18 protein-coding genes are annotated in these 18,407 nt (G+C 54.7%); 8 read left to right on the plus strand and 10 right to left on the minus strand.

Annotation, left to right across the window (positions count from 1 at the left end; translation table 11 throughout):
• Positions 1-4: 4 nt before the first annotated feature.
• The 3 genes from ABIE48_RS28530 to ABIE48_RS28540 all read right to left on the minus strand — a co-directional run bounded on the left by ABIE48_RS28530 (position 5) and on the right by ABIE48_RS28540 (position 3,106).
• Positions 5-1,276: an ABC transporter substrate-binding protein gene (locus ABIE48_RS28530; RefSeq protein WP_192715957.1), complete on the minus strand. Its 1,272-nt coding sequence runs from the start codon at positions 1,274-1,276 to the stop codon at positions 5-7.
• 58 nt (positions 1,277-1,334) lie between these two features.
• Positions 1,335-2,120, minus strand: coding sequence for a carbohydrate ABC transporter permease (locus ABIE48_RS28535; protein ID WP_076172973.1), 786 nt, complete (start codon positions 2,118-2,120; stop codon positions 1,335-1,337).
• Positions 2,121-2,224: 104 nt separating this feature from the next.
• Positions 2,225-3,106 carry a carbohydrate ABC transporter permease gene (locus tag ABIE48_RS28540; RefSeq protein ID WP_192715958.1) on the minus strand — a complete coding sequence of 294 codons (882 nt, stop codon included), beginning with the start codon at positions 3,104-3,106 and terminating at the stop codon, positions 2,225-2,227.
• A gap of 161 nt (positions 3,107-3,267) precedes the next feature.
• Here ABIE48_RS28540 and ABIE48_RS28545 point away from each other — a divergent pair, with 161 nt between their 5' ends.
• On the plus strand, positions 3,268-4,029 hold the full coding sequence (locus ABIE48_RS28545; RefSeq protein ID WP_192715959.1) for a TspO/MBR family protein: 762 nt from the start codon (positions 3,268-3,270) through the stop codon (positions 4,027-4,029).
• Between the two features lie 154 nt (positions 4,030-4,183).
• On the opposite strand, the gene ABIE48_RS28550 is transcribed toward ABIE48_RS28545, so the two are convergent.
• From ABIE48_RS28550 to ABIE48_RS28560, 3 genes are all read right to left on the minus strand, one after another.
• Positions 4,184-4,564, minus strand: coding sequence for a RidA family protein (locus tag ABIE48_RS28550; RefSeq protein ID WP_105445662.1), 381 nt, complete (start codon positions 4,562-4,564; stop codon positions 4,184-4,186).
• Positions 4,565-4,744: 180 nt separating this feature from the next.
• A complete protein-coding gene (locus ABIE48_RS28555; RefSeq protein WP_145026793.1) occupies positions 4,745-6,250 on the minus strand; it encodes a sensor histidine kinase in 1,506 nt (501 codons plus the stop codon).
• 355 nt (positions 6,251-6,605) lie between these two features.
• Complete coding sequence (locus ABIE48_RS28560; RefSeq protein ID WP_105445664.1) at positions 6,606-6,809, minus strand: CsbD family protein; 204 nt, start codon at positions 6,807-6,809, stop codon at positions 6,606-6,608.
• 298 nt (positions 6,810-7,107) lie between these two features.
• On the opposite strand from ABIE48_RS28560, the gene ABIE48_RS28565 reads away from it, so the two are divergent.
• The 5 genes from ABIE48_RS28565 to ABIE48_RS28585 all read left to right on the plus strand — a co-directional run bounded on the left by ABIE48_RS28565 (position 7,108) and on the right by ABIE48_RS28585 (position 11,559).
• Positions 7,108-7,515 (plus strand): GntR family transcriptional regulator, encoded by a 408-nt coding sequence (locus ABIE48_RS28565; RefSeq protein ID WP_076172845.1) that lies wholly within the window; start codon positions 7,108-7,110, stop codon positions 7,513-7,515.
• Positions 7,512-8,225: an ABC transporter ATP-binding protein gene (locus tag ABIE48_RS28570; protein ID WP_145026795.1), complete on the plus strand. Its 714-nt coding sequence runs from the start codon at positions 7,512-7,514 to the stop codon at positions 8,223-8,225. The genes ABIE48_RS28565 and ABIE48_RS28570 overlap by 4 nt, the downstream gene beginning before the upstream one ends.
• On the plus strand, positions 8,225-8,995 hold the full coding sequence (locus ABIE48_RS28575) for an ABC transporter permease subunit (RefSeq protein WP_145026797.1): 771 nt from the start codon (positions 8,225-8,227) through the stop codon (positions 8,993-8,995). Before ABIE48_RS28570 ends, ABIE48_RS28575 begins: the two co-directional genes overlap by 1 nt.
• A gap of 350 nt (positions 8,996-9,345) precedes the next feature.
• Positions 9,346-10,320, plus strand: a complete 975-nt coding sequence (locus ABIE48_RS28580) for an ABC transporter ATP-binding protein (protein ID WP_354520127.1) — start codon at positions 9,346-9,348, stop codon at positions 10,318-10,320.
• 93 nt (positions 10,321-10,413) lie between these two features.
• The gene (locus ABIE48_RS28585) at positions 10,414-11,559 is read left to right on the plus strand and encodes an ABC transporter permease (RefSeq protein ID WP_186326075.1); all 1,146 of its coding nucleotides are present in this window, start codon (positions 10,414-10,416) and stop codon (positions 11,557-11,559) included.
• 97 nt (positions 11,560-11,656) lie between these two features.
• Here ABIE48_RS28585 and ABIE48_RS28590 read toward each other — a convergent pair whose 3' ends face one another.
• Together ABIE48_RS28590 and ABIE48_RS28595 are read right to left on the minus strand one after the other, a co-directional pair.
• Complete coding sequence (locus ABIE48_RS28590; RefSeq protein ID WP_192715960.1) at positions 11,657-13,201, minus strand: HD-GYP domain-containing protein; 1,545 nt, start codon at positions 13,199-13,201, stop codon at positions 11,657-11,659.
• A 595-nt stretch (positions 13,202-13,796) separates the two neighbouring features.
• Positions 13,797-14,789 (minus strand): polysaccharide deacetylase family protein, encoded by a 993-nt coding sequence (locus ABIE48_RS28595; protein ID WP_354520130.1) that lies wholly within the window; start codon positions 14,787-14,789, stop codon positions 13,797-13,799.
• A 92-nt stretch (positions 14,790-14,881) separates the two neighbouring features.
• On the opposite strand from ABIE48_RS28595, the gene ABIE48_RS28600 reads away from it, so the two are divergent.
• Complete coding sequence (locus ABIE48_RS28600) at positions 14,882-15,220, plus strand: L,D-transpeptidase (RefSeq protein WP_145026807.1); 339 nt, start codon at positions 14,882-14,884, stop codon at positions 15,218-15,220.
• Between the two features lie 15 nt (positions 15,221-15,235).
• Here ABIE48_RS28600 and ABIE48_RS28605 read toward each other — a convergent pair whose 3' ends face one another.
• On the minus strand, positions 15,236-15,952 hold the full coding sequence (locus ABIE48_RS28605; protein ID WP_192715962.1) for a glycoside hydrolase family 73 protein: 717 nt from the start codon (positions 15,950-15,952) through the stop codon (positions 15,236-15,238).
• Positions 15,953-16,143: 191 nt separating this feature from the next.
• Here ABIE48_RS28605 and ABIE48_RS28610 point away from each other — a divergent pair, with 191 nt between their 5' ends.
• Complete coding sequence (locus tag ABIE48_RS28610) at positions 16,144-16,695, plus strand: GNAT family N-acetyltransferase (protein ID WP_192715963.1); 552 nt, start codon at positions 16,144-16,146, stop codon at positions 16,693-16,695.
• 97 nt (positions 16,696-16,792) lie between these two features.
• On the opposite strand, the gene ABIE48_RS28615 is transcribed toward ABIE48_RS28610, so the two are convergent.
• Positions 16,793-18,247 carry a SulP family inorganic anion transporter gene (locus ABIE48_RS28615; protein ID WP_354520133.1) on the minus strand — a complete coding sequence of 485 codons (1,455 nt, stop codon included), beginning with the start codon at positions 18,245-18,247 and terminating at the stop codon, positions 16,793-16,795.
• Between the last annotated feature and the right edge of the window lie 160 nt (positions 18,248-18,407).

Consider the following 18,407-nt stretch of genomic DNA (forward strand, 5'->3'; position numbering starts at 1 on the left):
GTCGTTAGCGGACGCTCAGGTTGTCCCAGTTCTGCTGGAACTGCTCAAACATTTCCTGCTTCGTGATTTTGCCGCCGATGTATCCCTGCATGGCTGCGGCGAATTCGGGCTGCATGCCGAACGGGAACCGGAACCAGTTCCAGGTCAGCGTCTTGCCTTCGTCGGTGTATTTCTGCACTTCCATGCCCAGCTGTCCCAGGTCTTCGTCTGTACCTTTAATGGACTTGAAGGCCGGAATGAATTTGAACTCCTTCGTAATGTACTTCTTCCCGGTATCGGAGGTCACCAGCCAGTTCAGAAACTCCTTGGCCTCCTCCTTGACCGGTGAATCCTTATAGATAACCCAGCTGTTCGGCACCCCGACGTACAGCTTGTCCCCCAGCTGCGGATCGTCATTGATCGGCATCGGCAGGATGCCCAGGTTCAGCTTCGGATTAATGCCGTCAATCTGCACCTGGGTCCAGTTCCCCTGCTGCATCATGGCGGCTTCCCCGCTGGCGAACATCGTGACCTGGGTGTTGTAGTCCGTCGTAAGCGGGCCTGGATTGCCATATTTCAGCGTCAGGTCGAACAGGTTCGACCACTGCTTCACGACTTCGTTGTCTGCGAACGTTTCCGTCTTGTCATTCAGATGCTGGATAAAAGCGCCAGGGTCCTTCTGGTCGGCAAAAGCCACGTTGATGTTATGGTTGCCGAGTACGAAGTTTTCCTGATACCCGTTGGCAAACGGGGTAATGCCGGCCGCCTTCAGCTTCTTGCACGCCTCTTCAAGCTCGCTGAGCGTGGTCGGACGCTGTGTGATGCCCGCCTTCTTGAACAGATCCTTGTTATAAATGAAGCCGTACCCTTCCAGGTTCATCGGCTGCCCGTACAGCTTGCCGTCCTTGGTCATCGGCTCTTTGGCGATGTCCTTCACATCCTTGACCCAAGGCTGATCGGACAAGTCCTCCAAATATTCCTGCCACATGTCCATTTCGGCATACCCGCCGATATTGAAAATGTCCGGCTCTTTCGAAGCTGCAAATTTGGACCGGAGCGAGGCGCCGTAGTCGCTGCCCCCGCCGACGGTCTGTATATCCAGCTTGATCCCCGGATGGGACTGTTCATACTCCGCTTTTAGTTTATTTAATGCATCCGCAATTTCCACCTTGAACTGAAAAATATGAATGGTCTTGACCCCGCCGCTGCCACTTCCGCTGCCGCATCCGACCAGCAGGGCGAACGAGGCCAGCAGCACGCCAAGGCGGGCTCCAACGGCATAGGCCTTTTTCTTCATGCCGCATAACCTCCTTTATGGAATATACTTGAGCTGCCGGGACGGGCTGGGGCTGGGTTCAGCCCTTCACCGATCCCTGGGCGATGCCCTCGATAATGTACTTCTGCATGGCCAGGAAGAAGATGACGATCGGCGTAATGCCGAGCACCAGCGCGGGCAGGGCCAGATCCCACTGCTTCGTAAACTGGCCGAAAAACGCATAGGTCGCGATCGGGATCGTCTGCCGCGACGGGCTCTGCAGAATGAGCGACGGCATCAGGTAATCGTTCCAGATCCACAGCGCGTTCAGGATGATGACGGTGACGATGATCGGCTGCATCAAGGGCAGAACGATGCGGAAAAAGATACCGTACGTGGAGCAGCCATCAACGCGGCCCGCCTCCTCGATCTCCCGCGGCACCGATTTGACAAATCCGTGGAACAGAAATACGGACAGCGGCGCGCCAAATCCGAGGTAGCAGATGATCAGCCCGGTTCTCGTGTCCATCAAACCGAGCGTACTGACGACCTTAACGAGCGGGATCATGATCGATTGGAACGGAATGACCATCGCGGCGACAAACGCAGCGAACAGCAGCCGGTTGAACACCGTGTCCCTGCGCACCATCCGGTACGCCGCCATCGAGCTGATCAAGGCCAACAGCACGTTGCTGATAACCGCGATCAGCAGGGAATTGCCGAACACTTTCGGGAAGGCGGTAATTTTCCACGCCTGTGCATAGTTGTTCCATAGAAAGGCATGCGGCCAGCCCGCGGAGTTGGTCAGAATATCGCCGAAGGACTTGACTGAATTGACGAGCAGAAAGTAGAACGGCACCAGGAACACCAGGGCCAGCAGAATCATCAGCAGCTCAAGGATCAGCCGTTTGGCGCGATACCCGCGGCTTGTGCTTGCGCCGGCTCTTGGGCTTGGTCCTCGGTTTGTGCCTGTGTTCGTGCTTGTGTGCATCATACTTCCACCTCCTTGCGCTTCGTGGCGCGCACTTGAAGGATCGAAATCAGGGCCACGACGATAAAGAAGATAATCGCCTTCGCCGAGCCCATGCCGAAGCGGCTGATGTTAAACGCCTCATTGTAAATGTTCAGCGCGACGGATTCGGTTGACTTGAACGGACCGCCCTTGGTGAGCGACAGATTCAGGTCAAAGAGCTTGAACGACCAGGAAATGGCGAGGAACAGACAGACCGTCACGGCCGGCATGACCAGCGGAACGGTGATCTTCCGGAGAACCTGTCCCCTGGATGCACCATCGATTTGAGCGGCCTCAATGAGGCTTTTCGGCACATTGTTCAGCGAGGAAATGTAGATGACCATCAAATAGCCGGCGTTCTGCCAGACAAAGACGATAACGACTGCCCAGAAGGCCGTCGCCTCGGTGCCGAGCCAGGGCAGCTTGAAGAAGGAGAGCCCGGTGGCCGCACCGACAGAAGAAAACCCTTTCACGAAGATGAACTGCCAGATAAATCCGAGCAGCAGCCCCCCGATGACATGAGGCACAAAAAACACGGTCCGCAGCACATTTCGCGTCAGCAGCGACCGCGTCAGCACATAGGCGAGAATAAAACCGAGCACATTGGTTAGGATGACTCCAAGTACGGTAAATTTGACGGTAAACCAGAACGAATTCAGAAACGCCGGGTCTTCCGTGAAAATGTGGATATAATTGCGGAAGCCGACCCAGCCCGCATGCCTCGACACCCCGTTCCAGTCGGTAAACGAATAATACAGTCCTAAAAGAAAGGGAACGACAACAATGACGAGGAAGCACAGGGCCGACGGTCCGACAAAAATGAGCTGCTGCAGCAGCTGGGACGATTTTTTCGAGTTCATGCCCTCACTCCTTACACTTTCATGGTTTTTCATTTAATTACCTATATCGACAAGGATTGAATCTGCATCATTTTGTTCTTTTTGGGACAAATTCGGGTATATTTGTAGGGGAAAGGCCGCTTTGCGGCAAGGCGCAGACATCACTTCAGGAGGCTGGTACGATGCTTAGAAGCAATCCGTATAAATGGTGGAACTGGCTCGCGTTCGTCGCCGCGATGGTGGTCAACGCGCTGGCCAATACTGCTGTACTCGGGGGAAAAACGACAGGGGAAATATCGGACCAATACCCAACCATGATCACGCCCGAAGGGTATGCTTTTTCCATTTGGTCCTTAATTTATGTACTGCTGCTTGGCTTTCTTCTCTATCAAAGCGGACGGGTCACCGAAACCCGGGATTCGGTCCGGTCCATCGGTCCGTGGTTTATCATCTCCTGCGTGCTGAACATCGCGTGGCTGCTATTGTGGCAGTATGAATATATCGAGCTGTCGCTCGTCGCTATGGTGCTGCTTCTGCTCTCGCTGTTTGTCATCTACCGGCGGACGCGCAGCATCTATTATCCGACATCCGGAGAAATGTGGCTTATCAAGCTTCCCTTCAGCCTGTATTTCGGCTGGCTTAGCGTAGCCGTCATTCTTAATATCGCGATCGTGCTGAAAAAGAACGGTTGGAACGGCTTCGGATTGAGCGAGCTGGTGTGGGCCGTGGTTTTCCTGCTCGCCGGTGCACTGGTCGCCATTCTGGTCAGCTACCCTTACCGGGACAGCATCTATCCGCTGGTCTTCGTATGGGGCTATGTCGCCATTGCCCTGGAGCAGCAGGATCAGGTAGAGCGGGCGTTTATAGCCGCACTCATCCTGGCGATCATTCTGTTCGTCTATGCGATCTATCTTTTCTTCGCCCGGAGCCGGGATCGGGACTGAATGTAACCCCGCAAAGCGCGCCCTCAGCTTCGGCGTATATCCAGTATTTTGCGTGGAGACCCGAGATATAAACAACACAAAAAAGCCGGGCTTTGCACAACGGGGCGGCACCCCGGGCAAAGTCCGGCTTTCTATAGGATATGTAGCTTCCGATCTATTTAACGGCGGCAATCGTCTCGATTTCCACCAATCCGTCTTTCGGCAAGCGTGCGACCTCAACAGCGCTGCGTGCAGGGTAAGGCTGGGTGAAGAAGGAGCTGTAAATCTCGTTGACCGCAGCAAAATCGTTCATGTCTTTCAGGAACACGGTCGTCTTGACCACTTGATCCAGGCTGCTCCCTGCTGCTTCAAGAATCGCCTTCACGTTGTTCAGAGCCAGGCGGGCCTGCTCCTGAACGCCGCTGCCGAACTCACCGGTCGCCGGGTCGAGCCCCAATTGTCCCGATGTGAAAATAAAGTCGCCGACCTGAACGGCCTGGCTGTAAGGTCCGATCGCTCCTGGCGCGGACTCGGTCGAAATCACCTTTTTACTCATGGAAATCACCCTTTCGTCTTCGTACTATCCTTCTCATTGTAAACAGAGGTTGGCCAAGTTGCAATACGGCACCGCGCTGCTCCAGGCGTGCGGCTGCCTCGTTTGCATGCTGCCCGTCACCAACCTTCTCCAGCTCTGGCTCCGGGGACCGCTCAGCGTATATGAGCAGCGGAAGGACGGTTATTCCAGGCCCGGAACCGTTCCGGTGCGTCCCGGAAGCAGCGCTTTCTGCTCCACTCCGCCGGCGGATGGGGTGATTTCCAGGGTGGCACATTCCTCCGCTTCGTTGGCCAGCGGCAAATAGAGCGAAAAACAGCTGCCCCTCCCCACTTTGCTCTCCAGCCGGATAAACCCTCCCAGCAGATGCGCCAGGTCCCGGCTGATCGAGAGCCCGAGGCCCGTCCCGCCGTATTTCCGGCTGATGGAGCCGTCCGCCTGGGCGAACGCTTCAAAGATCCGCCGCTGCTGCGGCGGCGAAATACCGATACCGGTATCTTGAACGTCGAACACGATCCATGAGCCCACAAGCTTTCCCTCCGGGTTATGCTCCGCACGGATGACGAGGCTCACCTTTCCCTGATGGGTAAACTTGAAAGCATTGGACAGCAAATTCCTCAAAATCTGCTGCACCCGGCTCGGATCGGTCCGGAACGTTTCCGGAAGCGAGGGGTCCAGCTTGATGGAGAAGCCGACGTTTTCTTTTTGGGCGACCAGTTCAAAATGCATTTGCAGCAGCTGCGGAATTTCGCTGATATTCATCTCTTCACGCATGATTTCCAGCCGACCGGCCTCCACCTTCGACAAGTCCAGAATATCGTTGATGATGCGCAGAAGCTCATAGCCCGACTGGTGGATAATTTCACCGTACTCGGCCATTTCCTCCTTGGTGCGGCTGTCGTCGTTGTCGCTGATCAGCTCGGCAAAATTGATGATGCTGTTCAAGGGAGTGCGCAGCTCATGGGACATGTTCGCCAGAAACTCCGTCTTGTAGCGCGAGGACCTCGCCAGCTCTTTGGCCCGTTCCTCCAGCACGCGCTTGGCCTGATGCAGCTCTTCGGCCTGGGCCGACAGCAGCACGTTGCTTTGTTTGAGCTGGATGTTGCGGGCTGCTTCAAGCTGAAAATCGCGGAGGATCAAAGAAAAGATCAAACTCAGCAAGAGGGTGAGCGGAAGCGTGGCCGGCATGATCGTTTCAAAATAATGAGCGGCAGGAATAACCCCTAAAAAGGCAATATCGATACAATTCAGTACGTTCAAGACCAGAATGGCCAGGAAGCCGCGGGTCACAAGACTGAACCCCTTGCGTCTCATCCAAATATTGAGCAGTGCCGCCGCAGCGCCCAAAATGCACAGATTGAACAAACCGGCGACCGAGGCCTCGTTCACGCCGAACGTAAGGCGCGCGAATCCGATGCCGATGCCGATAATGACCAGCGTCACCGGCTCTGCGTAAGCAACCGTCGCAATGATGAGGGGTATGATCCGGAGATCGAAAATCACATTTTCGCTAAGCTTGTATCCGAAAACCATGCTCAGCCATCCGCAAAAGATGATCAGCAGCACCGAGCAGGTGTATTTCACATGTTTAGGGGCACGGGCAAGTCCATATTTGTAGACCAGGTTGGCCAAGTAGGCAGCCGCTATGAGCAGGGCTGTGTTACCAAGAAATATTTTACAAAAATCCATGTACTCACTCCTGAAGATGGATATTAGCCGTGCTCTCTTATCATATCATGGCAGATCCATATATCCAGAATTTATATATAACGATGCCGGGCTAAACCGTGATTGCCGCGGCAGCCCGCCGAAGCTGGGGGATTCTGGCTGATTTTGCGGCCCATACCGGGTAAGTGGGGAAACCTTCTTGTGGGTAAACCGGTCAGACCTTTGAGGTAATGGCGTGCTTGAAGTCATCCAGGTGAGGGCAGGGCGTACTTGGGTTAGTTAGGTGAACACCCGAAAGAAGCGCAGCGCTCCCCGGTTGCCGGAGATTCGCTGCGCCTTTTGTTATTTCCACATGCCGGCCGCAGGACGAAGAGGCCTACAACTGACGCGAACGCGTCCAGTCATGGTACTCTTTTTCCGCGGCGTCCTTGGTATGGCCATAGCGTTCCTGAAGCTTGCCGATCAGCTTGTCCTTTTCGCCGTCAATTTTATCCAAATCGTCATCCGTCAGCTCGCCCCACTGCTTTTTGGCTTCGCCTTTCAGTTGATTCCATTTTCCCTTGAATACGTTATGATCCATGAGGATCAGCTCCTCTCGGTATAAGTTGTTGGTCGGCGGAATCTATTCGCTCCGCCTGTAGTTCTTTATTACCCGCAGGAACGCGGGCTGAATCCAACGAGCACCAGCAATGCTGCCCCAGTCTTCATAGCATAAACCGGTGCGAAAAAGATTTTAACCAACATATTGATCACCTATTGCATTAAGTGTATTAAGTGATATAATACACTTAAATCACATAAGTGACCTGAACGTTTGCGCTTATGCCGAGAAGGAAAGCTGTGCTTCAAGACCAGCAGAGCTTTTAGGAGGGAAGGCCATGGAAGACCAACAGGTTGGCCCGCTGCGGTTCCACATCGACTTCAGCCAACCTTTATATGAACAAATTCTGGATCAGGTGCGCAGCGCCATTGCCAAAGGAGAGATTGGATTGGGAGACAAGATGCCTTCTGTGCGCGAGCTGGCTCAAGAGCTTCGGGTGAACCCGAACACCGTCATGCGGGCTTATCAGGAGCTTGAACGGGACGGACTTACCGAGAAACGGCGGGGTCAAGGAACCTTTGTCACCTCTTCCCCGGAGCATGTCCGGTCGTTCCGAACGGCGCTCGCGGCCAAATATATCGACAGTTTTATGGATCAAATGGAAAGCCTCGGACTAACCTGGAACGATATCCAGTCCTATATTGAACAAAAATACGACGCGGAGGAAGGAGGATCCATGCGATGACGGCACCGATACTGCGATGTGAACAAGTAAGCAAGGCCTATGGGAAGAAGCAGGCGCTAAACGGGCTGAACATCACCGTTCCCGAAGGGCGGATCACCGGTATTCTGGGCCCGAATGGCTGTGGAAAATCCACGTTATTCCGGATGCTTACCGGCCTCGTCCGGCCAGACCGGGGCACCGTGGAAGTGCTCGGCTCGAAGCCCGGCTGGGAAACCAACCACCACATTGCCTACCTCCCCGACCGGGCCCGCTGGTATCCGAACCATACGGTGCGGCAGGCGTTCGAATGGGGAGAGTCCTTCCTGCCTCGCTTCTCGATGGAACAGGCCATCCGCCTGGCGGATTATATGGATGTTGAACTGGATGCGAGAATCGGCGGAATGAGCAAGGGCCAGGAAGCCCGCGTTATGCTGATTCAGTGCCTTGCCCGGGAAGTGTCCCTCATTATTCTCGACGAGCCTTTTACCGGCATCGACGTCATGTCACGGGAGGCGATTGTGGCCGGCATCATCGACTACCTCGAGGACAGCGGGCAGTCCGTCCTGATCAGCACCCATGATATTCAGGAGGTTGAAGGGTTGTTCGATTACACGGTCATGATGAAGCAGGGTCAGGCGATCTGGTCCGGCGATACCGAAAGCTTGAGGGCGGAATACGGTTCACTGCGCGATGTATTCCGTAAAATGTACGCAAAGGAGTGGCAGCGTTGATGTCATCAGGCACGTTTATGGACCTTGTCCAGCATGAGTTTATGGTGCGGGGCAGTTGGAGAAAACTGAACCGCGTCCGCTTATCCAGAAGCTGGTGTGTCGCTTATATCCTGATTGTTGCCGCAGCGGTGGTCATCGTCACCACTTATCTGGCGGCACGCAACGACCTGGAACTGAGCAGCTTCTGGTATATGACGCTGGCGTTCCCTTACTGGATCTTCTTCCTGGGATACGGCGCTGTAAAAAGAGAATGGTCCAACGATACGTACGGCTGGTGGCTGACGCTCCCGATCCCGAGATTTCGCCTTATTGCCGCCAAATGGCTCGGTAACTGCCTGAAGGTATGGATCGCAATGATCGCCATTTATATCGCCTTATCGGCGTACGTGCTTATTCTGACCTCGGCCATCGATCATTACACCTACGACATGGCCGTCTCCTTTATGATTACGGGCATTAACTGGCTGACCGTCGTCGCCGGCCTGACCCCATTCATCATAGCCGCAGGCATGCTGACCATTAGCGTCATGTACAGCACCGCCAAGCCGCTGACGCCGCTGCTCTGGATTCTGTTTATGGGAGGCTTCAGCATCGTATACTCCAACATGAACGAGTATTTGCTGCCTGAAGGCCGGCTGGAAACCGCAGGACCGGCGACGTTCTTCCCCTTTCCATGGGAGCTTCCGGCAATCATCATCGGCAGTTGGGCGGTAGCCTATGGCCTGATCCGGGCGGTGACATACGTCATGGATAAAAAGCTGGATCTGTAGCAAGTTCAAAACGCTTTTCTTCTATAAACTTAACGGGATATTCAACGTGGCCGCCGGAAGCCTTTCGTTCATCCGCACGAGCCGGTACAGCCGGCGGCCCGTCATTTTGCAAACATGCTGCTTCACAAAACTTAAGCGGATGCTTCCGATGCTAGTTTTGCTGCGACGATTTTGCTTTGAGGTTCTGCTTCACAAAACTTAAGCGGATGCTTCCGGTGCTAGTTTTGCTGCGACGATTTTGCTTTGAGGTTATGCTTCACAAAACTTAAGCTTATGCTTCCGATGCCAGTTTTGCTGCGACGATTTTGCTTTGAGGTTATGCTTCACAAAACTTTTAGGAGGTTGTCCCTATGATCCAAACGACGGCTCGCAACAACGCCGAATCCAATCATACTTCTTATAACAACGATTATATGCTAGAAGTTTCCCAGCTCCGCAAATCCTATCCGAAGAAACAGGCGCTCCAGGACGTGAGCTTCTCTCTGAAAGCCGGCACTTCGTTTGGCTTCCTCGGACCGAACGGTGCGGGAAAGTCCACCACGATGAAAATTTTGACCGGCATTGTCCAGGCCGACAGCGGCTCCGTCCGGCTGCTCGGCAAGGAGGCGACCAAAAATCCGGACGCCGTATCGAAATATATCGGCTACGTCCCGCAGGAAATTACGCTGTACGATAAGCTGTCCGCTTATGACAATCTGGAGTTTTTCGGCGAGGCTTACGGCGTCCGGGGCAAGATGCTGAAGCAGCGCATTCACGAGGTGCTGACCCAGACCGGTCTGCTGGACCGGGCCAAAGAGGAAGTCGGCACGTTCTCGGGAGGCATGAAGCGCCGGATTAACATCGCCGCCGCGCTTCTCCACCGTCCCAAGCTGCTGATTCTCGACGAGCCGACGGTTGGGATCGATCCGCAGTCGCGGAACCACATCTTCGAAATGATCCGCGACCTGAACCGCGAAGGCGTGACGATCATCTACTCCACCCACTACATGGAGGAAGTCGAAGCGCTGTGCGATGAAGTGGCCATTATGGATCAGGGCACGATCAAGGCGATGGGCCCGCTCGGAGAACTGCTGGAGAATTACGGACAGAAGGCCATTTATGTGGAAATTGCAGGAGCCCATCACCTCCCGGAAGACCCGGATGTAACCGCGGTCCGCAAGGAAGGCTCCGGATACGTGCTGGAAACGGAAAATCTGCATGGCGTGATGCAGCGACTGCTTCGCCTCGCTTCCCAGCACAACTGGGACGTGAAGCAGCTGGAAATCGTCCGTCCTTCGCTGGAGAACGTATTCCTGCGGGTAACCGGTACCGCGCTCCGGGATTAATTCTTTCACAAGCTTCCCTCTCACTCATTAAGGTGATAAATCGTTCATCGTATGAAACAAACAAAGAAATTAACAAGCAAAGGAGCAAAACCCATGAGAGCCATGATTATCAAAGAATTGCGCCTGATCCGCAAAGACCGCAAAAGCTTCTTCTTCCTGCTGCTGATGCCAATCCTGTTCATCGCTATGTTCGGTACGATTTTCAACAGTGCCGGAGGCGACAGTTCCTCCGTATCCATCCGCACGATCGACCAGGATCAATCCGCCGCGTCCCAAGCCTTTGTGAAGCAAATGCAGGGGATTATGGACGTGAAGCTGGAATCGGCATCCAGCCTGGACGACCAGGTCGACAGAATGAAGCAGGGCCAGTTCTCGGCCATGCTCGTCATTCCCGCCGGATTCGAAAAAGCTATGAAGAAAGGCAGTCCCGCGGATATCCAGCTGTACCAGGATCCCACCGCACAGACCGAGCTTGCGCCGATTCAGGCGATCCTCAGCAGCATTTCCAGCCAATACCGCGAGCAGAAGCTGACGGATGTCCTGCTGGCCAAGGGAGATTCCAAGGAGCAGGCAGAGCAGGCGCTGGCCTCCCCGATCCAGATTAAAGATGTGGCGACGACGTCCGACCATATCAGCTATATGGACTCCATGGTCCCCAGCATGACCGTTATGTTCGTCTTCTACATTATGATCACGATGGCCCGCCGCTTCTTTGACGAAAAAAAGACCGGCCTTCTGTCCCGCATTCGCAGCACGCGCGTAAAGCCGCTGCAGTACCTGGTCGGGATGTGGGTGCCCTTCATCCTGACGGTTATCGCCCAGTGTGTCGTCCTGTTCGCCTTCGGCCACTTCGTCTATGATGTGAAGCTTGGCGACGTCGCCGCCCTTACCCTGATTGTGCTCAGCCTCAGCATCTGCGGAACCGGCATCGGGCTCGGCTTATCCTTCCTGGTGCCCGGCGAGGGAGCCGCCATGGTCATCACCCAGGTCATTGCCATGGGCGGTGCCATGCTGGGCGGCCTGTGGGTACCGTCCTACCTGCTTCCGCAATCCGTACAGACCGTCGGGCACTTTCTGCCGCAGTACTGGGCGCTGCACTCGCTGCAGAACATTATCGCCCATGGCGCCCATCTCGGTGACGTCGCGGGACCTGCCCTTATTCTCCTGACGTTCGGGGCCGCCGGCCTCCTGGTTGCATTCTTCCGTCTGCCAGGGTTCCTGCGCTCGGCTGCAAACTGATTCTTTATCAACGTTCAAAACGACGAAAAAACCTCCCGGCCGGAAGTCATCCTTCACGACCGGGAGGTTTTCTTGCTCTCCGATCCTTGGTCATCGCTTATGTATCGTCGCCTGCCGCTTTTCCCAACCTTTGATTTCTCATATAGTCGACAAAAATGCGGGCGTATTCCGGATCCCACTGCGTCCCTCCGCCCTCTTCGAGAATGGACAGCGCCTTGGCGACATCCATGCCTTTACGGTATGGCCGATCCGAAGTCATCGCATCAAAGGCGTCGGCTACGGCGATAATTCTCCCGAGCAGCGGGATATCGTCCCCGGCCAGTCCGTCCGGATACCCTTTCCCGTCATATCGCTCATGATGGGACCTTACGCCGGGAAGGAGCGGCGCCATGGCATCCTTCGGCTCGATCTGCTTCAGAATCGTCTCGCCAAGCACCGGATGGGCCTTGATTTGGTCGAACTCCTCTTCCGTCAGACGCCCTTCCTTCAACAGCACGGTGTCCCGGATGCCGATTTTCCCGATGTCATGCAGCAGTGCCGACTGGCGGATCACGTTGATATCCTCCTCGGTCATCCGGCTGAGCCGCCCGATCAGCTCCGAATATTCGGCCACCCGCAAGGAATGCCCTGCCGTGTAGGCGTCTCTGGCATCGAGCGCAACGGCGAGGGTCACAAAGTAGCTGTCCAGCATCGCCCGGGTCTGGGTTTCACGCGATTGAAGCGCCCGAACCATCATGTTGAAGCCGGTGGCCAGCCGGGAAAACTCGTCCGAATACACGTTTTGGACCGTCTTCAGCCGGCCGTCCTTGACATGATTCATGGCGTCGTACAGATGGGAGATCGGCCGCTCCACCTCATGGGTCAACAGCCTGGCACCCGTATACGTAAAAATGATGTCGACCAGCAGGATCAGCCCCGCCCAGCCCCAGTACCCGGTCATCATTTCCTCGTTTAAATTGCCCAGCCGAATCTGGGCAGCCAGGGTGAACAGCAGGAGCGGCGAGGTACCGATCAGCATGGCACTGAGCAGAAACTTCGGACGGATAGACAAGACGACATGCCCCTCCGGATTCAGCTCAATGCGGTGCGTTTCCTGGGCGAGCCGGTGAAATTCCTCCATCAGCGGCCGGACCGTCGCCGTCGTCAGGAAAAACTCGATCATCGCATGCATGCTGGCTACGAGGAAGGCGCCGGCTACCGCAGCCGCAACATAGATCGGCGGGAAATGAAGAAGGCCACGGCTCATCTGCCACAGCGTCAAGCCGGCCGCAGGTATGGCAAGCCCGAGGAAATGCGGGACCAGAATCCGGAACACCGCCAGTTGCGGCAGCTTATGTGCCTGCCGGTAGGCTGTTTCAATGGTCTGAACCGTACAGGTCCGGCAGAACAAACCCTGCCGGATCGGCCGAACGTGCCGCGTGAATACCCAGGATTCCACCGCGACCATGACCGCCATGGAGCAAGCAAAGATGATCGCCAGCCGTTTGATCTCCTGCGGAGAAATGCTGATCGTGGTCAGAACGAGAGCGCTGCCCACGATCCATACCGCGAATAGCGATCCGAAAATATAATTCCGTACCAATTTGTTCCGAAAAGCATAATACAGGGCAACCCCCTGCAAACGGGTAGAATCGGTATCCATAAGCCAGCCTTCCTTTTTCATCAATATAGGCCGTTCGGCGCAGCACTATTAAGAATATCGGTTATTTCATCCCAAAATGTGACATGAACCTGCGACAAAAACCAACTTTTATCATAAAATCCCTCCATATGAAATGGTGCTTTTGCACATTTATACAAGTCTGGTGGGCGATATAATTTCCTATTGCATTTATAAATAATATGTGATATATTATATTAATATAACTTCATTTAACCCTTTTCGTTCCCCGCAAGAAAGAATAAATCTTCAACCTCGAAGACTTAATTTCCTATTTTGAAATAACCCAATGCGAAGTATGAGATTTAAGGATGCTATTTCTGATTCACGCTGGCGCGGTCATCGGAGCCGCAAGGACAAAAGAGAGGCAGGGCTTTTGTTGTTTTGGAAGTCATTATTCTGTTAACGAACTAGAACAAGGAACCAGACTGCAGCCTTGAACGGCTGTCAGGGGTTAAATATATGAGGCGGCCGCAGCGCCGCCAAAGCCAAACCCCCCGGAGAAATGTCCGGGGGGTTATCCATATTTTCCAATGTATTTACGGCCTACTGCCACTTCCTTCTCTCGTCAGGAGGCTTAGCCGGCTTTGCTGTATCCGCGCAGCGACTCCGCATGCTTCATCGATTCAATGAGCGCGATCGGGTTATTGTCCATGCCGCCCGCATTGACCCGGTATCCCATGTACTGCCCGGGGCCGTCGATTCCCGGTTTGACAGTAAAGACTACCTGAATGCCGATATGGCGGCAGATGCCCAGCACCTGCTGCGTATAGCCGCCGTAGGGAAAAGCGAGAATGTCGCGGCGGTTGCCGATTTCATTCCGGAGGATTTGATCCGCCCGGGTTAAATCACCCTTCACCCGCCGGATATACTCCTGCTCCGTCTCCACATGCCCGGTGGTTTTGTTATGCTCCGGTCCCATCAGCATCGGCTCCAGCCTGTCATGGGTTTTCCCCTCGGGGCGAACATAAGCGTAAGCGTGCGAATCAAACGTATGGCTGTAAAAGTCGATACCGCTTCGGTGCATGAGCTTGACTTGGGCCCAGGTCAACTTTGGCAGTCCGGGATGCTTCGGATTTCCCACCGTCGACACGATCAGAAAATTCGTTGCCGGCACGTGGTACTTCTTCAGGATCGGGAACACATTGGTATAGAACGTCTCATAGCCGTCGTCAAACGTCATCAGCACGGCGTTGTCCGGCACCGGCTGATGCCGGGTGACGAAGTCAGCGTACTGCTCCATCGTAATCCAATGGAATCCGTTCGCCTTCATGGTCTCGAGCTGCTCCTCGAATACAGCGGTATCCAGACTCTTGTCATTGATCGGACGCGGGGAGACATCATGGTACATCAGCGTGATGACTTTGTTTTTATAATACACCGCACCTGGCGTCGGTCTGGTGGAAATAAAGCTGTAAGCCGGAACACCGCCCTCTTCCTTTTTGATGTGAGGCCTTCCGGGATAACGAACCAGATGATACACATAAGGGCCCTGCCTCCAGACGAAAAATGCCGCGAACAGCACAAGCACGGAAAAGGTGCAGTAGAGGACAATTTTTTTTCTCAGCATCACGTTCCAATCCCCTTCGTTCCATAAATTCACTTGCAGAGGGATGCATTCCCCGCCCTATAAACATACTCTGGAAACAAGGAGTGATGCAAATGCCAAAATACCGGATCATCGTCGACCTGTCGGAACGCATGTTATATTTGCTGGACGGCGATCAGACCGTCAAATCCTATCCCGTAGGCATCGGAAAAATGTTGACGAGAACCCCGACCGGAGAATTCACGATCGTCAATAAGCAGGAAAATCCGGGCGGACCGTTCGGGGTGCTGTGGATGGGCCTCTCCAAGCCCCATTATGGCATTCATGGAACCAACGATCCCGCCTCCATCGGACGGGAAGTCTCCCACGGCTGCATCCGGATGCACAATGAGGACGTGCTGGATTTGTCTTCCTACGTTCCTGTGAATACAAGGGTGACCATCCGGCCGTAATGGCTGTAAGTGCCGTCAGTCTTGATCCGAAACGACCTTGATTCCCTTCTCTTTGCGGTACTGGATCACCAGCTGCCGCCAGAAATCATAACTTCCCGTTTCATCTGCAATATAAGGCTTGTAATAGCGGTAAGCCTCCTTTGCCCAGTCCGGGCAGGGCATGCTTAACAGCGCCTGCTGCTGCTTGATCCATTCCGCCTGCTTCGCAACCATGTTCTGCAGCTCGCTAAATGCCGCCTTTTCCTCAGGGGTCATATGCGCCCCCTCCTTCCAGGCATCGTATTGGTCCAGGTTATACTGGTCAATAATCCGGATTAGCTTATCTGCGTACTCCGGGTCCGTGGCATAACCGGCGGCGCCGATCGCGGCGGCGGCCGATCGCCCGTCCGTGCGGAGCGCGCCGGCATACTTGTCACGGTCCCAGGACACGCCGTTCACCAGCAGGCTTGAGTGATCGGCCACCGATTCGGCCCAGCTGTTGTACGCGCGGAAGTCGGCTATCACCCGGCCGGCCACGCCGCGAACGTACTCGGTGGTCTGCAGGCGCATGCTCCCTGCGGTGCCCTGTCCCTTGATGCCGAACAGATTGTTGGCCTTCACCGCCAGCTCGCTCGTGCCCCAGGCGGATTCGAGGGCTGCCTGGGCGATCGTGAGCGATGCCGGCACGCCGGACTGCAGCTGATCGAATTCAGCCAACGGTGCCATGATGGCGATAAAGTTTTGTTTCTTCATAATCCTCCCTCCCAACCCTCTGGTACATACAATGCTGACCGCTTGCTAACAGCCTGGACGCGGCTGCGCCCCACGTCTTCAGAGCACCTGCGTCACGTAAAAATCTCCGGACCGCTCCGGTATGAAGCATTTGCCTAATTCTTCACGGCTTCTTACAATAAGAACATATGTAACGCTTGGAGGGTGGATGTATGAAGCAGGCAAAAGCAGATCATTTTATCATCAATCAGGAGTGGGTTACCCCGGAAATCCGTGCCGTTCAGGCCGGTCCGGAAGATGTCGCGGCCGCGCAGGGACTGCTGTTTCGAACGGCGCAATGGCTTCAGAGCATAGGCTCCAAGCAGTGGAATCAGCTGCTGAACGGCGAGGACAGGCATCATATCGACGAGGCGGTCCTGCGAGGGGAGGTCTTCCTGTTCAAAAAGGAGGAGCGCCTTGCCGCCATCGTCATCCTCCAGCAGCATGCGAGCGAATGGGACCGCAACCTGTGGGGCGAGGAGGGGCACGATACCTCTGTCTATCTGCACCGGCTTGCCATTGAACGTGAATTCGGGGGGACGGGTCTTGGCAGTGCCATTCTGCACTGGGCCTTGACCGGAATAAGGTTCCAGGGCAAAGACCGAATCCGTCTCGATTGCATCGCCAATAACCCCGGATTGAACCGATTGTACAGCGGGGCCGGCTTTACGCTGAAGGGCCAGCATGAGAGCGGGTTCAATATTTATGAGAAAATGGTGAGGTAGCATCCGCTCCTCAAGCGGATAACTACGCAAAAAAGCCTTCCGGCATGCCGGAAGGCTTTTCTCATATCGTATATAGAACGCAGGTTTTACGAGTTGGTTAATGGGACGATACCGAGGCTACGCCAATCTTGTCGATGATACGCTGACTCTCCGGATTCAATCCCCGGACGGCCACCTTTTTGTCCAGCGCCTCATATTTGGCCAGCACCTTGGACACGGCGTTCACGCCCGACTGGTCCCAAACGTGGGAATGGGAAAAATCAATCGCAATCTGTTCGGGATCCTCCTGGTAATGGAAAAGATGCACAAAATGGTTCATCGTTCCGAAAAACATCTGTCCTTTGATTTCGTACACCTTTACCCCATGCTCATCGATATGGGTCTGCGCTTGAATACGCGCCATTTTCCAGCCAAAATTCAGGGCGCTCAGAATGACTCCGGTCACAACGCCGATCGCCAGGTTGGACGTGGCCACCACGATCACGACGGTCACGACCATGACGATCGTGTCGCCCAGCGGCACCTTGTTCATCGTTCGTAAAGAATGCCAGTCGAACGTGCCCACCGACACCATGATCATAACGCCCACCAGCGCCGCCATTGGCACCTGCCTGACGACATCGCCGAGCACGAGGATCAGGAACAGCAGAAAGGCGCCGGCGATAAAGGTCGACAGCCGGGAGCGGCCCCCCGACTTTACATTGATGACCGTCTGGCCGATCATGGCGCAGCCCGCCATCCCGCCGAAAAAGCCGGTGAGGATGTTGGCGATGCCCTGCCCTTTGATCTCGCGGTTTTTGTTGCTGCCGGTATCGGTCAGCTCATCCACCAGGTTGGCGGTCAAGAGCGTCTCGGTCATGCCAACGACCGCGAGCGCCAGCGCGTAAGGCAAAATCGTCAGGAACATATGAAACGACAAGGGAACCGACGGAACATGAAATGCGGGAAGCGACTGCGTAATGGTACCCATATCGCCAACGGTACGGACATCGGCATGGGTCAGCACCGAAATGATCGTCATGACGATAATGGCGACAAGCGCTGAAGGCACCGCTTTGGTGAGCAGCGGGAACAGATAAATGATCAACAGCGTCGCGGCCACCATCAAGTACATGATCCAGGTAGCCCCTTCAAAATTCGGCAGCTGCGCCATAAAAATAACGATCGCCAGCGCGTTAACAAAGCCCACGATGACCGATTGCGGGATAAATGTGATGAAGCGCCCGAATTTCAGCGCCCCCATGATCCACTGCAGAATGCCGGTCAGCACTGTGGTCGCAAACAAATACTCGATCCCGTACTTGGCAACGATCGGTCCCATCAAGGATGCCATGGCACCGGTGGCCGCCGAAATCATCCCCGGGCGTCCGCCGAAAAACGAAATGCTGACGGCAATCACAAAGGATGCGTAGAGACCGACCATCGGATCCACACCGGCCATAATGGAGAACGCGATGGCTTCGGGAATAAGCGCAAAGGCAACGGTTAGGCCGGACAAAATATCTTTACTGACATTGCTAAAGAAGCCTTGTTTGATCCAATTCAAAAACAAGAAATAATCCCTCCTGTGAATATAAAGTTGTATCTGTATGGCTGATCGTGCTGCTATCCGTTCATGAAATGTTACGAGATGTTCAAGCGGGCTCCCCACTTTCAGGTTCGCCGGGTCCGATGGTTCACTGTTTTTCATTATAGCGTTATAATCGTCTGAA

This window comes from Paenibacillus sp. OAE614 (genome assembly GCF_040546645.1).
GTDB lineage: Bacteria > Bacillota > Bacilli > Paenibacillales > Paenibacillaceae > Paenibacillus_AQ > Paenibacillus_AQ favisporus.

Excerpts from the sequence above, each read along its gene's own strand:
- ABIE48_RS28530 (WP_192715957.1), bottom strand. The coding sequence starts at position 1,276 with ATGAAGAAAAAGGCCTATGCCGTTGGAGCCCGCCTTGGCGTGCTGCTG.
- ABIE48_RS28535 (WP_076172973.1), bottom strand. The coding sequence starts at position 2,120 with ATGATTCTGCTGGCCCTGGTGTTCCTGGTGCCGTTCTACTTTCTGCTC.
- ABIE48_RS28540 (WP_192715958.1), bottom strand. The coding sequence starts at position 3,106 with ATGAACTCGAAAAAATCGTCCCAGCTGCTGCAGCAGCTCATTTTTGTC.
- ABIE48_RS28545 (WP_192715959.1), top strand. The coding sequence starts at position 3,268 with ATGCTTAGAAGCAATCCGTATAAATGGTGGAACTGGCTCGCGTTCGTC.
- ABIE48_RS28550 (WP_105445662.1), bottom strand. The coding sequence starts at position 4,564 with ATGAGTAAAAAGGTGATTTCGACCGAGTCCGCGCCAGGAGCGATCGGA.
- ABIE48_RS28555 (WP_145026793.1), bottom strand. The coding sequence starts at position 6,250 with ATGGATTTTTGTAAAATATTTCTTGGTAACACAGCCCTGCTCATAGCG.
- ABIE48_RS28560 (WP_105445664.1), bottom strand. The coding sequence starts at position 6,809 with ATGGATCATAACGTATTCAAGGGAAAATGGAATCAACTGAAAGGCGAA.
- ABIE48_RS28565 (WP_076172845.1), top strand. The coding sequence starts at position 7,108 with ATGGAAGACCAACAGGTTGGCCCGCTGCGGTTCCACATCGACTTCAGC.
- ABIE48_RS28570 (WP_145026795.1), top strand. The coding sequence starts at position 7,512 with ATGACGGCACCGATACTGCGATGTGAACAAGTAAGCAAGGCCTATGGG.
- ABIE48_RS28575 (WP_145026797.1), top strand. The coding sequence starts at position 8,225 with ATGTCATCAGGCACGTTTATGGACCTTGTCCAGCATGAGTTTATGGTG.
- ABIE48_RS28580 (WP_354520127.1), top strand. The coding sequence starts at position 9,346 with ATGATCCAAACGACGGCTCGCAACAACGCCGAATCCAATCATACTTCT.
- ABIE48_RS28585 (WP_186326075.1), top strand. The coding sequence starts at position 10,414 with ATGAGAGCCATGATTATCAAAGAATTGCGCCTGATCCGCAAAGACCGC.
- ABIE48_RS28590 (WP_192715960.1), bottom strand. The coding sequence starts at position 13,201 with ATGGATACCGATTCTACCCGTTTGCAGGGGGTTGCCCTGTATTATGCT.
- ABIE48_RS28595 (WP_354520130.1), bottom strand. The coding sequence starts at position 14,789 with ATGCTGAGAAAAAAAATTGTCCTCTACTGCACCTTTTCCGTGCTTGTG.
- ABIE48_RS28600 (WP_145026807.1), top strand. The coding sequence starts at position 14,882 with ATGCCAAAATACCGGATCATCGTCGACCTGTCGGAACGCATGTTATAT.
- ABIE48_RS28605 (WP_192715962.1), bottom strand. The coding sequence starts at position 15,952 with ATGAAGAAACAAAACTTTATCGCCATCATGGCACCGTTGGCTGAATTC.
- ABIE48_RS28610 (WP_192715963.1), top strand. The coding sequence starts at position 16,144 with ATGAAGCAGGCAAAAGCAGATCATTTTATCATCAATCAGGAGTGGGTT.